Origin of the sequence: Daejeonella sp. (assembly GCF_030695525.1) — a bacterium.
GTDB lineage: Bacteria > Bacteroidota > Bacteroidia > Sphingobacteriales > Sphingobacteriaceae > Daejeonella.
In genome coordinates this window covers 1-14915 of the sequence record NZ_JAUYSS010000072.1, presented here as the reverse complement: position 1 = coordinate 14915, position 14915 = coordinate 1, and the positions used below count along the sequence as shown (strand labels likewise).

Annotated in this window: 11 protein-coding genes and 1 tRNA gene; 1 reads left to right on the top strand and 11 read right to left on the bottom strand. The window is 39.8% G+C overall.

Translation table 11 applies throughout. The annotated features are described in order from the left end of the window. Positions 1–44: 44 nt before the first annotated feature. From Q8S11_RS17175 to Q8S11_RS17155, 5 genes are all read right to left on the bottom strand, one after another. A complete protein-coding gene (locus Q8S11_RS17175; RefSeq protein WP_305663349.1) occupies positions 45–608 on the bottom strand; it encodes a hypothetical protein in 564 nt (187 codons plus the stop codon). Further along, on the bottom strand, positions 605–2920 hold the full coding sequence (locus tag Q8S11_RS17170; protein WP_305663348.1) for a patatin-like phospholipase family protein: 2316 nt from the start codon (positions 2918–2920) through the stop codon (positions 605–607). The genes Q8S11_RS17175 and Q8S11_RS17170 overlap by 4 nt, the downstream gene beginning before the upstream one ends. Before the next feature lie 103 nt (positions 2921–3023). Beyond that, on the bottom strand, positions 3024–3785 hold the full coding sequence (locus Q8S11_RS17165; protein ID WP_305663347.1) for a hypothetical protein: 762 nt from the start codon (positions 3783–3785) through the stop codon (positions 3024–3026). A 19-nt stretch (positions 3786–3804) separates the two neighbouring features. Further along, positions 3805–4911: a carbohydrate-binding family 9-like protein gene (locus Q8S11_RS17160; protein ID WP_305663346.1), complete on the bottom strand. Its 1107-nt coding sequence runs from the start codon at positions 4909–4911 to the stop codon at positions 3805–3807. A 79-nt stretch (positions 4912–4990) separates the two neighbouring features. Beyond that, positions 4991–5689 (bottom strand): endonuclease/exonuclease/phosphatase family protein, encoded by a 699-nt coding sequence (locus tag Q8S11_RS17155; protein ID WP_305663345.1) that lies wholly within the window; start codon positions 5687–5689, stop codon positions 4991–4993. A 918-nt stretch (positions 5690–6607) separates the two neighbouring features. Between Q8S11_RS17155 and Q8S11_RS17150 the strand changes: the two genes are divergently transcribed. Then, complete coding sequence (locus tag Q8S11_RS17150) at positions 6608–7957, top strand: DUF1080 domain-containing protein (RefSeq protein WP_305663344.1); 1350 nt, start codon at positions 6608–6610, stop codon at positions 7955–7957. 799 nt (positions 7958–8756) lie between these two features. Here Q8S11_RS17150 and Q8S11_RS17145 read toward each other — a convergent pair. The 6 genes from Q8S11_RS17145 to Q8S11_RS17120 form a co-directional block, all read right to left on the bottom strand. After that, a tRNA-Arg gene (locus Q8S11_RS17145) sits at positions 8757–8828 on the bottom strand. A gap of 48 nt (positions 8829–8876) precedes the next feature. Next, on the bottom strand, positions 8877–9977 hold the full coding sequence (gene ychF, locus Q8S11_RS17140; RefSeq protein ID WP_305663343.1) for a redox-regulated ATPase YchF: 1101 nt from the start codon (positions 9975–9977) through the stop codon (positions 8877–8879). A gap of 171 nt (positions 9978–10148) precedes the next feature. Beyond that, a complete protein-coding gene (locus Q8S11_RS17135) occupies positions 10149–11021 on the bottom strand; it encodes an SMP-30/gluconolactonase/LRE family protein (RefSeq protein ID WP_305663342.1) in 873 nt (290 codons plus the stop codon). Positions 11022–11044: 23 nt separating this feature from the next. After that, the gene (locus Q8S11_RS17130) at positions 11045–11812 is read right to left on the bottom strand and encodes an SDR family NAD(P)-dependent oxidoreductase (protein WP_305663341.1); all 768 of its coding nucleotides are present in this window, start codon (positions 11810–11812) and stop codon (positions 11045–11047) included. A 15-nt stretch (positions 11813–11827) separates the two neighbouring features. Then, positions 11828–13540 (bottom strand): IlvD/Edd family dehydratase, encoded by a 1713-nt coding sequence (locus tag Q8S11_RS17125; protein ID WP_305663340.1) that lies wholly within the window; start codon positions 13538–13540, stop codon positions 11828–11830. Positions 13541–13659: 119 nt separating this feature from the next. Further along, a complete protein-coding gene (locus Q8S11_RS17120) occupies positions 13660–14760 on the bottom strand; it encodes a GntP family permease (RefSeq protein ID WP_305663339.1) in 1101 nt (366 codons plus the stop codon). Positions 14761–14915 lie beyond the last annotated feature (155 nt).

The following is a 14915-nucleotide window of genomic DNA, read 5'->3' as shown; positions in this document are numbered from 1 at the left end:
AGTTATCGGTGTATTCTTTTGTACCTGAAACCGCTAATTGATTATTACTTAAATAAGTTCTTCAGGCCATCATAGATCGTGTCAAAAAATGTTGAAATTTCAAGCCCGTTACTTGAATTAAAGTAAAACAACACCAGGAGCAATATACCCGCAATTATGATAAACTTTCTGAACATCATTGCGAGTAAAATAATAAGAGCAGGTACCAGCACCAGTACCATCCAGCTGATTTTTATTGGGTTAATCATATCATATTTCTTAATCACATAATATAATTTACCCTGATTACCTGATTCATTTTCATGCCTTACATAGATAAAAGTTGATTTGCTTATAGGCTGAGCAACAACTGCAGCTCCATTATTGAATTTTAACTCCTGCTCAAATCCGTTAATGCTGAACTTAAATGTGCCACTCAGATTTTCAATCGGTTTTTCATCTTTATCGGCAGCAATTATAGCTAACTGATTATTCTTATAGAGGTTTTCCTTAACAATAAAATTGTTGATTGTTATCTCTGTTCCGGTAGTTAAATTAATTTGAGAATATGCTGATTCACAAATCAATAGTATAAAAAGTGAAGAAATTGCAAGTTTGATTAATCTCATTCGAATGATCGTTTATTGTAAATTAAAAATCCGATATGAAACATTAGTCCAAATCGTTTTTGCTCCTCAGAATAATGATTGAGGCTTAAACTCACCGGTCCTGCAAGCGTATTATAAACAAGTCCGGCAGTAGCTGCATAATAAGTTTTTGTAAATATACCAGCAAAACTAACTGTTTGTAATTTATCTAACTCAAAAGCCCTGAATGGCTGAAAAATATATCCTTCGGCTCTCAAATCTAGTTTTTTGTATACATGAAATACATTTTTCATACCAAATGCACCATAAGTGTTCGCTCTGAAGTTTTCAATGTATGATGATTTAGAATCTTGCAATGGATTGAAGGTAGGGGCACTTAATAAGGTTGACTTATATGTGGTGAAAAGTGGTTTATTGCTAAATACTGCTTCTGTTAAGAAACCCAGTGAGTAGCTGTGTGAATTATAAACATAAGATTCTCTACTAACCATTGCTTTAAACCACTGGTGATTGGTTTTTGTATTTTGTATTCTTGCAAAGCCCGGGTCTTCTCTAAATATATTTCCGGGTGAATAGGATTCGGTGCCTGAATACCAATTAATACCGGCCTGAATAGATGTGCCGCTGCTTGCATACTGTCTTCGATTTAATGAATTTCGGGTATAATTCAAAGATCCTGCCAAGCCGTTGAAACTGTTGAAGTCCATAATATCTCCGAAGGTAAAGCGCTGATTCGGACTGTATTGGTCATCAAAGTGAATCATTCCTGCCTGTGCTTCCAGTTTTCCATTTGTTCTAAATGGTATTCCCAGTTTTAAAACAATTTTTCGGTCAGATTGTTCGATAAATGCGGGTTTTATATTCTGAATGAAGATCTGACTTTTGTTAAAATAGTTCCAGTGGTTGTAGGTCATCTCTGCTTCTAAATATAGTGGAAGTTTGCTCGGGAAGTCTACCCGTGCAGTTGTTTGTGCAGATTCATAAAAACCTCCTGCATAGAAATTAGCAGAAAAAGTATAAGACTTCTTTCTCAGATAGTTATATTGTAAACCTACATATGCATTACTGATCGGCCTGGTGGAAATTGCACCACCGAAATCAATTTTAAAGTTTTTTTCAGGTTGAACCTGCACTTCGAAATTATATAGATTCTTCTCAGATTCGTATTTTATTCTTGGGTAAACCGTCTCAAAATTATCATCCGCGACTAATTTGTAATATCCTTTTTTAACTTCATCCAGACTACTAAATACATCGATGGTATTTTCAATAACCCGCTCTACATAATGTTTTTGCTTAGCATTAACTCCGCTTGCAATGATGTTATTGAACTCCAGAAAGCCTAAACGTCCTTTAAATTCAGATCTTTTATTATTCAATTCATCCTTAGTAATTTCTCTTGAAATTGCCTTTTTTATTGCTGGTATATTTGCCAGGGCTGCTTCATAACCTTTCTTTATTAGTTCTGCTACCGGTGTGAAATTAGTTGTAGAAAATTTTTCTAAATCAGGCTGAATATACGTTCCGCTTTCGCCTATGGCAGTAGGGTCTGTTTTTGACAGGAACATGTAAACAAAAAATCGACTCATTAATTTTTCATCATTTTCCTTAGGATAATCGCTGTAAGTCTTGGAAGAAACATTGGTTCCAATAATATAATCAGGTTCGAAATCCTTCTTCAGCACATCCACGGGAAAATTATTGTATAAGCCTCCATCAAATACATATTTATCATTCACTTTAACAGGACGGTAAACAAGGGGTACTGTGAAAGTCCCCCGAATAGCTTCTGCCAGATTTCCGTCCGAGACTGGGATCATTTCCTGTGAAAACACATCGGCAACTATACATCTGAAAGGCACAAAAAGTTGATTGAAATCATCTTTTGCGATTGCGGAGGCCTGTCCATAAAGCTCTAGTAATGCAAAATTCAAAGGGATATCATTGATCAGGTTGGAGCGAAGTTTGATATGAAATCCGGTATCTACCTGTAGTTTTGCAGTTATAAAGGAAGGGTTTTCAGGCTTTTTATTATAGAAATAGCGGTATTCGTTTTTGTACTGCCCATTTACCCAGGTTTGAAAATCGGGGCTAAGGGCAATGGTTTCAATCTCTTCAGGACTATAGCCAGATGCATACATTCCGCCGACAATGCCGCCCATTGATGTACCCACGATATAGTCAATTGGGATATTATTTTCCTCAAGTGCCTTCAGGACTCCAATATGTGCCAGTCCTTTTGCGCCACCTCCGCTAAAAACAAGTCCAACCTTTTGTGCATCTGCAGATAAGGAGAATAGAATAATAAAAAAAAACGCAATAAATTTATTCATGGTTGCCTTAATCAAAATTAAGGATTTTAACCATTAAACAGTTTTTGTACTCTGTTATTGTAATTCTGAATGGATTATTTAAGAGAATTTGATTGAAATGGTATCAGTTATCCTGAACAAGATTTACCAGTTTTACTGATCTTACCATCCTGAGTAGTTTTACTGCCCTGTTCCTGTGATTTGCCCCTGTAAGTACGATGATGCGTTTACCTTTATTTTTTAGGGCAATAGATTTGATATTATCTGCAATTTTCTGATCCCGCATAACCTGAAAATCATCATAGTATTGGTAGGGAGTGCCTCTTAATATTTTGGCCTGCGAGACAGTGAATTCTTCGGTTAAGGCATCATACTCACCAGTCATCAATTGGTTGGCGCCTAAACCAGCCATCATTTTACCTCTTTTACTAATCAGATCGGGGAGACCTTTTTCAATCCGTGCTTTGACAATAGCACTATCGCGCATTAATTTCTGATTCATTAATCTGAATTTCCCAAACTCATTAAGGCTGTCTTTAAGAAAGTTATCAGGTAATGGTTTGCCTGCGACATCTGCACCCATAAAATCGATTCCTGCCTTTTTTGCCTCAGGAAATTCATTCCTGAACATGACCATTTCAGGATTATAAAATTTATGGAGATAGCTTGTGTCCTGATCCAGGTCCTCAGGCCGAATCTCAAGAGCAATGATATCAGGTTTGAAGTTTTTGATGATGTTCCTAACATGATCAAAATTATAACTGACATTTCTCTTATGCCCGGCATGTATAGTTGGCAGAATCAGAAGTTCTGTTTTTTGGGCAAATGATACACTTATAAGCTGGCTAAGCACAATAGTGGAGGCCAGGAATATTTTTAGTTTCATAATATTTTAGATTTTGATTTTAATAAATGATAAGACCGTCATGATCAACACTAATACTGCTTGCACTACCTTCTTCCCTGATCAGAACCAGAAATTGCCTTGAGGTGGCTTCCATGGTTAACAAATTGCTTTTACCATCGATCAGAATCCCCGATTCAGGAATATTCAAATCTTGCAGGCTTTGGGCATATCTTTTATTAAGTTTAAAAAACTCCTTTTGTCTGTAATAGGTAAGCCATAAATACTTCCTTTGTTTTTCTGAGTATGGCAAATTGAATTTTTCGGTATGGGTAGACGGGGCTTTGTCAGAAAATACAGTAAAAGCCCATCGCTCTGGGTAATGCATATTTACTATTCCCTGCGGAGTAAAACATGAATAATGTGGTGGAAATGCTTTGCCATCGCTGTCAATGGCCTTGGAGTAAACACCGTCTTTTAAATTAAAATCAAAGTTAGTTCTTAAAAAATTGATTCTCAAGTTGGTGTTTTGTTTGATGTTCAACGGATCAAACTTTAACGCTGCAAGCGGTATTGCTATTTCAGCTACCCATCCTTTATCAATATCCTCCGAATTATTGATTGTTCCTAAAAGCTTTACTCCCGATTTATATCCAATTGGATTCCAGCCGGTTACGGGTGATCCTCCATCTCTATAGGGCTTATTCATGATCAGAAAAAGCATTTTATTCTGTGGGTTAATCTGAATCTCAAAATCATCATTCACATTATTATCGGGGTCAATAAAGATCTTGAATACATTATCCCTGAATATGATATCTTTTTCCGGCTGTTTATTGGCCCATAAGTGGGGTTCTTCCAGTTCAGCAGCAACATAGAGGTAATTCGAGTCCCATAACATTTTAACCCTCGTTTTATAGGCAGGAGAAGGCTTTAAATCGCCCTCTATATCTATAAAGTATTCAGTCCATGGAGCATCCTGCCAGCTTTTTTCGTTCAGTTCTCCGTCCATGTTTAATGGAGCAGGAGTCCTAAAGAGCGTATAGGATTTTGGTTCTGTGAACAGCGGTTCAAGTCCGGCGAACGGATTCTGAGCAAATATATTTGATTGAGAGCATACTACTGAAATTAAGATCAGAATGCTTTTTAAATTGTTTTTAACTGACAATATGGTATTTATTTATTGTTAAACCTGGAATGTAAAATCTGATGATAAAACTAGTTTATTCTTAGTCAAAAATGCCGGCTTAGTAACGTAACAATGCTATAACCGGTAAATGATCTGATGCGTAGTGTTCCTGTACAACACGATGCGAAATCACACTGAACTTATCTGTTTTCTTAAATGCTATGAAATCAATGGTTCTGTTTGGTGTTACCACCGGGAATGTTGGTTCACACTTACTGCAGGTCCGCATGAACACCTGATCAAGCTTTTGTATCTCAGCTGATTCAGTTACTGCATTTAGATCACCGGCGATAATGAAGGGGAGTTTTTCCTCCAGACCTATTTTGTTGATCTCTTCTATCTGAACTTCTCTGTTTACCGGATTTTTCAAATGATCGAGATGTGTCGCACCAAAACGAATGTATTTACCATTTTTTAACTGGATTCTTGCTGTTGCAATTACCCTGGGCTCACCACCACTTCCAGCCACCGTGGTCAGGCGATGGACTTTTGTTTCGCTGATCGGAAATTTAGACAGTAGTGTAACTCCGTAATCACCGCCATCATGGTCTATTGCTTTTGCAAAGAAGAAGTTCATTCCGAGTTTCCTTGCAATGATATCTGCCTGATTAATCTTTCCTGAACGGGCAGTGTTAACATCTACTTCCTGCAAGGCTATCAGATCAGGATCTTCTGCTTTGATAGCTTTAATAATAGCTTCCATATCAATGAGACCCGGTTTTGAGGGTGGATTACCGATATGTATATTATAACTCATTATTTTTAATTCATGGGTTGCTGACTTTTGGGATACAGAAAGGTTCTCCCGGGAGACACCGCAAGAGCAAAAAAGGAATAGAATTAAAGCAAATTGAAGTATTTTCATTGTTATTTTTTTCGGGCTGAAAGTAAGCTATTTTTTGAAGAATTTATAAAGGTAATTATCAGGCAGCTGACACTTAGGATATCTATTAACCTGAGCTTGATATAAAATCTTGCTAGGAAAAAATTAGATTGACTAATTTTCTCTTGTTTTAGAAAGCAAGGTCCGTTTCTCTTCGGTCCCGATAGGCCCGTGTTCTGCCCTAGTTTTTTGCAACAGATTTAATAGTTATCATGAAATTCTTATTGCAAAAAATCTAGAGCTGCCACCCGGGTTTATTTCAAAGTGTCAATGGTCCTTTTGCCGGGCTCCGTCCCAATGAAATACAGCCCCGGGTAAAATAAACCTTGCCGGAGGAGGTAGCTGCCGGCTAATGTGCGTTTGAATAATAAGGATAATTCTTGCCGGCACTACCCCGGAGGAAAGGGCTGAACCAACCTATTATACACAGGTATTGCTTTCCAAAAACTAATAATTGTGTACAAGAGTTTTATCTGAACAATTATAACTGTATTTTTTTACCCTACTGTATATCGAACGCAGCTTATATTAACGTGAACTCGACATAATATTTAAAAAACCGCATAGAAACATAGCATTTTATAGCTTCTAACCTGCATTTTAGACACAGATGGCCTTCAAGCTTCGCTTCAAGCTATTTGATTTACAATCTATGTTTTCTTTAAAGCATAATAAATTCAATCTATGTGGTTAAATTTTAGTCTTTAGATAGTTTAATATCGAACTCAAGTTATATTATTGTCTTGCTTAGGTTGATTGGCAGGAATTTGTACATTTAATAAAAATAATTCTATGAATTTGAAGTTAGTTACACTGCTGTTCCTGTTTATTTCAGTGAACGTATTCGCACAGCGATCCAATTCTGGCTGGGTGGACCTTTATAATGGAAAAGATCTAAGCGGATGGAAGCTTCTGGGCGGAAAAGCAATCTATGAAGCCAAAGGGGATGAGATTATTGGAACAACAGTATCCAATACACCCAATTCCTTTCTTGCAACCGAAAAGGAGTATGGCGATTTCATTCTTGAAGTAGAGTTACTGGCACATCCATTGATGAATTCTGGAATTCAGTTCAGAAGTTTAAGCAAGTCTGAGTATCAGAACGGGAGAGTACATGGTTATCAGATGGAGATTGATCCTTCTGCCAGGGCTTGGAGCGGCGGCGTTTATGATGAAGGAAGAAGAGGCTGGCTTTATAATTTGGAATTGAATCCTGCGGCTAAAACTGCTTATAAAATTAATGACTGGAATAAATACCGTATTGAATGTATCGGGAATAGCATCCGTACCTGGGTAAATGGAATTCCGGTATCTCACCTTATTGATGATATGACTACCAAAGGTTTTATTGCCATGCAGGTACATTCTATCCCTGCATCTGAACCTCAGGGCCGTCAGATTAGATGGAAAAATATTCGTATTCAAACCGAAAACCTGAAACCTTCGCCTTCTGAAGATATTTTTGTTGTGAATATGGTTAGTAATGATCTGTCTGCACTTGAGAAAAGGCAGGGCTACCGCTTGTTATGGGATGGAAAATCTACAAAGGGCTGGACTGCCGCAAATGGATCTGCTTTTCCTGCTGAAGGCTGGCAAATCCAGGATGGGATTTTAAGTGTTCAGAAAGATATTCCCGGTGAGAAAGCTAAGGGTGGGGATATTGTGACTGAAAAGGAGTTCTCTGCTTATGAGCTGAAGTTTGATTTTAAACTAACAAAAGGAGCAAACAGCGGACTTAAATACTTTGTCAGTAATTTGGGAGGCTCAATTCTGGGATTGGAGTACCAGATACTGGACGATGAAAACCATCCGGATGCAAAGCTTGGGATTAAAGGTAACCGGACTCAAGCATCACTCTATGATATCCTGCCTTCACAAAAGATCCCATATTCTTTAAGAAAGGTTGGTGAATGGAACCAGGGCATGATCAGAGTTTATCCGGATAATAAGGTGGAGCACTGGTTAAACGGAATCAGGGTTCTGCAGTATCAGCGGGGTTCTGCAGATTTTATGCAAAACATAGCCCTAAGCAAGTTTAAAGCAGTCCGGGGCTTTGGTTTAGCCCCAAAAGGCAAGATTCTTTTGCAGGATCATGGGGATGAAGTATACTTTAGAAGTATTAAAATAAAGGAGTTGAACTAGGGGATTCAAATCAATTCATTATTTAACCTGAGTTTGATATAAAATCTTTCAGGACTAATTAGATTGACTATTTTTCTTTTGTTTAGGAAAGCAAGTTCTGTGATTCTTCGGTCACGCAAGTCCCGTGTTGTACTGTAGTTTTTTGCAGCTTTTTGTCTATATCATGAAATTCCGTGTTGCAAAAAAGCTACAGCTGCCACCCGGGTTTATTTCAAATGGCAGGTAGTCCTTTTGCCGGGCTGTCGGTCCCGATGAAAAACAGAACCAGGTAAAATAAACCTTGCCGGAGGAGGTATCTTCCGGCTATCCGCCTGTGGTCGGTGTTATCACCGACCAATGATATGATCGTGCTTGGTACGGAGAACACCGACCAGAGGGGAACGCGATTTCTTGCCGGAAATACTCCGTAGGAAAGGACTGAACCAACCTATAGCACACAGGTATTGGTTTCAAAATCAATAATAAGGGCTCCAGAGCCTTATCTGACCAATTATGACCGTATTTTTTACCTTTCCTTATATTGAATTCAGGTTAAGTTAAGGATTGTGATACTGAAGAACCTCCTGACCCTTAAATAATGACATAAGGATTTTGAAAATATTGAGGCAAAAAAAGCCCCGGATTAAATCCGGGGTTTGTGTGCCCAGAGGGATTCGAACCCCCATCAGCCCGTCCGAACGGCCTTAGCCGGGCGGGCAGAACCGGAATCTGCAATTCTATCCTTGTCAGAACGGTGTTCAACCGGGCGGGCCCGTCCGAACGAGTTCAACCGGGCGGGCATTGAACTATGGAAATTTTGTGTGCCCAGAGGGATTCGAACCCCCATCAGCAGAACCGGAATCTGCAATTCTATCCATTGAACTATGGGCACTTTAAATTATTGTGGCAAATATACTTATTCCACTATTAGCGGCAAGCTCTAAACATTAAATCTGAAATGCATGATATCTCCATCCTGCACGATATAAGTTTTGCCTTCCACACCCAGCTTTCCGGCTTCCTTACAAGCGGCTTCAGAGCCAAGATTTACAAAATCATCGTATTTGATTACTTCTGCACGGATAAAACCCTTTTCAAAATCGGTGTGAATAACACCGGCTGCCTGTGGAGCTGTAAATCCTTGTGTAATAGTCCAGGCTCTCACTTCCTGCACACCTGCAGTGAAATAGGTTGCCAGCTTTAATAATTTATAAGCAGCCCGTATTAATTGGGTTACTCCTGATTCGCTCAGTCCGAGGTCTTCAAGGAACATCTTTCGTTCTTCAAAACTTTCAAGGGAAGCTATTTCGGCCTCAATTTGAGCTGAAATAACCAGGACCTCTGCATTTTCTTCTTTTACAGCCTCTCGAACTTTATCTACATATTGATTTCCGCTTACAACCGATTTTTCATCCACATTACACACGTACATTACCGGCTTTTCAGTCAATAAAAACAGGTCGGCGATAAATTCTTTATCTTCTAAACTGATAGGAGCAGTACGGACAGATTTGCCTGATTCAAGGTGTGCTTTGACGATATTGCAAACCTCGTAGGTCTTTTTTGCGTCCTTATCATTCCCTGTTTTAGCCATTTTCTCAACCTTTTGGATGCGCTTTGAAACCGCATCAAGGTCTTTTAACTGCAGTTCTGTATCAATAATTTCTTTATCCCTGATTGGATCAACTGCACCATCCACATGGATCACATTATCATCATCAAAACAACGCAGAACATGTATGATTGCGTTAGTAGCACGTATATTTCCCAAAAACTGGTTTCCTAGTCCTTCGCCTTTGCTGGCTCCCTTCACAAGACCTGCAATATCCACGATTTCTATCGTATTTGGCTGAACCTTAACCGGTTTTACCAGTTCGGCAAGTTTGGTTAAACGCGGATCAGGTACGGTAATAACACCGATATTTGGTTCGATGGTGCAGAATGGAAAATTCGCCGCCTGCGCCTTTGCATTCGATAAACAATTAAAAAGTGTAGATTTTCCAACATTTGGTAATCCGACTATACCGCACTGTAATGCCATTTTGAGTAGTAAGTAGTAAGTTGTAAGTTATAGGTTATAAGTTTCAGCTTTCAGCTTTCAGCTTTCAGCTTAAAGTGGCGCAAAGATAGAATTTTTGTTCTGAGTTTTTCTGTCACTTGATGAACAGAATGTGGAGTTATCGTTGGAAATCGTTTTGAATGCCCGGCCTGGTCAAAAAATACAGGTATTGGGTTCTGTTCCCCTAACTTTCATCTTTAAAAAGAAAGTATTCCCGCTTTCAGGATATTTTTTCAGTTCAGCTTCATCCAAATCCCCTCTGGCGGTTGTAATGATCAGAAAATCTAGTTTCTCTCCGGCAAAAGCACATGAAGTTACATGAGGGGCGGGTATTTCAATCTTTTCGAGAAGTTCCCCATTTATCGGATTCCATCGGTAAACCCCAAAACCTCCCCAATGGGCAACCCATAACATACCTTCTTTATCAATACACATACCATCGGGTGTACCCATTTCTTCAGGAATATGTACTGCATTCTTCTCAAAAAGGATGTCTCCGCTAAGTGGGTCGAACGAATAAGATTGTACGGTTTGTGTTGGACTGTCAATAAAATACATTCGCTTATTATCAGCCGTCCAGGCCATACCATTGGAAATTGTGAGATTGTCCAACTTTTTTTGGATACTTAAATTTTTATCAATGCAATATAATGATGCAGCACCCGGTTTAAATGTCATATCCATGGTGCCGATCCATAATCTACCAGTACTGTCGCATTTAGCATCATTACAGCGGTTTTCTTTGATCTCTGACTCAATATCCATGAGCCATTCCAGCTTTTCAGTGATCAAATCAAACCGTGCAATTCCGGCATTTATACCCAGAATGAGACAATTTGCTGTGCCGGGGCAAACCATAGTAAGCCTGCCATCAAATTTCCAGGTTTTGGTTTTCTTGCTGATCCAATGATATTCGAATAACATACCCCATTCAATATCCACCCAAAAGCATGAATTCCTTTTGGCTTGCCAAAGCGGTCCTTCGCCCAGCAGGCATTGAGCAGGATAAAGGGCTTTTGCTTTCATTATTTGATTAGGATTCCTGAAAATCAAAAAGGAGAGGGACTGATACAAGACCAACCCCCGTCGATCACCAGGCATTGCCCGGTAATCTGTTTTGCTTTCTCAGAAACCAGAAACAAGGCAGCATTGGCAACATCTGTTGTTGTTCCGGGTCGGCCCATTGGGGTCAATTTTGACCAAACGGTTTCATAATCAGGGTCATTTGTGGTTCTTTCTGTTATGGTGGCTCCCGGGGCAATGGTATTTACATTGATTTTATAAGCAGAAAGTTCGATCACCAGATTCCTTGCGAGCATATCCAGGGCTGCCTTGGTCATTGCATAAGCAGCCAGATCTTTATGCGCCTGTCTTCCGGTAATTGATGAAGTGAACAGGATTGAACCTCCATCAGCTTGTTGCTTCATTTGCTTTGCAGCGGCCTGCGTCAGGAAGAATGTACCTCCCATATTCACATTAAGTACCCTATTAAAAGCTTCCGGACTGTAAGTTAAAAAATCACCAAATAAAGTGATACCCGCATTAGCAATCACGATATCCAGTTTTCCGAACTGTTTTACGGCAAGATCGACCATGCTTTGAATGAAGTTCAGATCACTCGAATCACCCGAAAAGGAAATGCAATTACCATCTTCCTCCCTTATCTTCTTTGCCGCACTTTCTGAAAGTTCTGAATCAAGGTCGTTTAATATAACCGCAGCTCCTTCCTTTGCCAGTTGTCTGCAAATTTCGAAACCAATTCCCTGGCCAGCACCTGTAACGATCGCTACTTTTTTGTCGAAAGACTTTATAAACATATCCTATTTCTTTATTTAGTGAGAGTCTCTCGTTACTTCACTGCCAGAGCCTCCTTTAAGGAAACCAAGGTCAGCACCCAAATGTGCCTGTTCTACATTGTTGATATACAGGCTGGTATATCCTCTGTCTGTGAGTGCAGGGGAGGGTTTCCAATTATCTTTTCTGCGCTGAAGCTCTTCCGCACTAAGGTCAACATTCAGCGTACGGGCATTCAGATCCAGTATAATCAGATCGCCGGTTTCAAGCACACTGAAATTTCCTCCCAAAGTTGCCTCAGGCGATATGTGCAAAACAACTGTTCCAAAACCTGTCCCGCTCATGCGGCCGTCAGAGATCCTGACTATATCTTTAACTCCCTTTTCAAGCAGTTTCAATGGTAAGGTCATATTCCCGACTTCCGGCATTCCGGGATAGCCTTTTGGACCAACATTCTTCAAGACAAGGACACTATTTTCATCCACGGGTAAATCAGGATCGTCAATTCTTAATTTATAATCCTCTATATTTTCAAAAACTACTGCTTTTCCGCTATGCCGGAACAGATGCGGACTTGCCGCAGTAGGTTTGATTACCGCACCGTTTTCGCAAATATTTCCATAGAGAACTGCCAGTGCAGTCGTATTATTGAATGGTTTATCAATTGAAGCAATGACCTCCCTGTTATAACATTTTGCATTCTGATAATTTTCCTGAATAGTTTTACCGTTCGCAGTGATGCAATCCGTATTGAGGAAAGAATCAAGTTCTTTAAGCAATGCAGGTACACCGCCGGCATAGTAAAGATCCTCCATGAAGAACTTTCCGGAAGGTTGCAGGTTAACAAGAAGTGGAATAGATGCAGATAATCGGTCAAAGTCTTTGATCTCAAGCGGCACGCCGATTCTTCCGGCAATTGCTAAAAGATGAATCACAAAATTGGTAGATCCACCGATTGCGGCATTTACTTTAATGGCATTTTCAAAGGCTTCTCTGGTCAGGATGTCTGATAATTTTTGGTCTTCCCTCACCATCTCAACTATTCTTTTGCCTGATAATTGTGCCAGTACTTTCCGTCTGGAATCCGCAGCCGGAATAGCTGCATTCTGAGGCAGGGTAAGTCCTAAAGATTCAACCATTGTGGCCATAGTAGAAGCTGTACCCATAACCGCACAATGGCCCTGACTGCGACATAAACCCGCTTCAGCGATATTGAGCTCTTCTTCAGACATGATGCCTGATTTCACATCATCTGTGAACCTCCAGACATCACTTGTACCTATATCCCGGCCATTGTATTTACCGGTGAGCATCGGTCCGCCGGATACTACGATCGTAGGAATATCGACACTGCAGGCGCCCATAACCAGTGAGGGTGTAGTTTTATCACATCCGCACAATAAAACAACCCCGTCCATCGGATTTGCACGAATTGATTCCTCAACATCCATGCTGGCTAAATTCCGGTAAAGCATGGCCGTAGGTTTGATTAGAGTCTCACCTAATGACATTACCGGAAATTCTACAGGAAAACCTCCGGCTTCAAAGATTCCTCTTTTTACAGACTCTGCCAGTTCTCTGAAATGGGCATTGCAGGGGGTTAGTTCCGACCAGGTATTGCATATACCGATAATCGGTTTACTCTTGAACTCATAATCGGGTATACCCTGATTTTTCATCCAGGCCCTGTAAATTATCCCATCCTTACCAGTTTTGCCAAACCAATTCTGACTCCGTAGTTTTTTACTCATTTTTATCTTTTTTTAAACAAAATTTTTTAATCCGAACCCGATAACTAAAGGTGTTGAAAAATCCTTAAACAGACAATTATGAATGACAATATTGAGCTTTATTTATGCCTTGGAAAATGCTAAACGATTCCGGTTAAATAATACACCGCAATAATTAAAAAAACTGCAAGCGTTTTGATAATTGTCATTGAAAAAATATCCATATATGACTGCCTGTGACTTAGCCCCGTGATAGCTAGTAGTGTGATTACGGCACCATTATGCGGGAGTGTATCCATTCCGCCACTTGCCATTGAAGCGACCCGATGAAGAACTTCCATTGGGATACCTAATTTAGTAGCAGCTGCTATATAGGTTTCGCTCATCGAAACCAAAGCAATACTCATTCCTCCAGAAGCAGATCCTGTAATACCCGCTAAAGTGGTTATCGTAACTGCTTCATTAACAAGTGGATCGCTGATGGTGGAAGCCAGACCATCATTCAAAGCCTTAAACCCTGGCAAGGCGGCGATTACACCACCAAAGCCATATTCGGAGGCTGTATTTAGGGTTGCAAGCAAGGCTCCTCCAATTGATAGATTAATACGTGCATTAAAATTTACTTTAATTCTGTTGTATGCAAGTATTAGAACAGTTATTATACCAATCAATAAGGCAGCTTCTACCGCCCAGATCGCTGCAAGTTTTGGGATTTCTATCGGCGATACTCCAGTGATACCAATTGCCGAAAAATCAAAACTTTTACCGTAATTTCTTATTATTAATTCTGTGAATATTCTATTGCAAATACCAACAAGGATTAATGGAAGGACTGCAGTAAAAGCATTTGGTAGCTTATCACTCGATATTTCTTCCGGTTCATTGATGTGTCCAGTTCCATAACCTTCACCTGCTAATTTTGCACTCTTTCTGCGCCATTCCAGATAAAGCATTCCCACAGATAAAACAAAAATTCCACCGATTAGCCCCAGCCAAGGGGCAGCCCATGTATTGGTATTAAAAAATGTTGTTGGAATGATATTTTGGATCTGTGGAGAACCCGGCAATGCATCCATAGTGAAGGTAAAGGCTCCTAAAGCTATAGTGCCCGGAATAAGGCGCTTTGGAATATTAGTCTTCTTAAAAAGTTCGGATGCGAATGGATACAAGGCAAAAGCAACGACGAAAAGAGAGACCCCGCCATAGGTCAATAAGGCTCCAACTAATACGATGGCTAGCATTGACTTGCTTTCACCTGGAGATTCCGGAGATGCTGACCCCGTACCGGGGATACTGACCCCCTTTAATATGACTTTGGCCTTATGATCTGAAGGCCTGACAATTTTACCTTTTTTTTCTTAGACTTTCACCCATAAGTTCTATTCTGTGTGCGGTA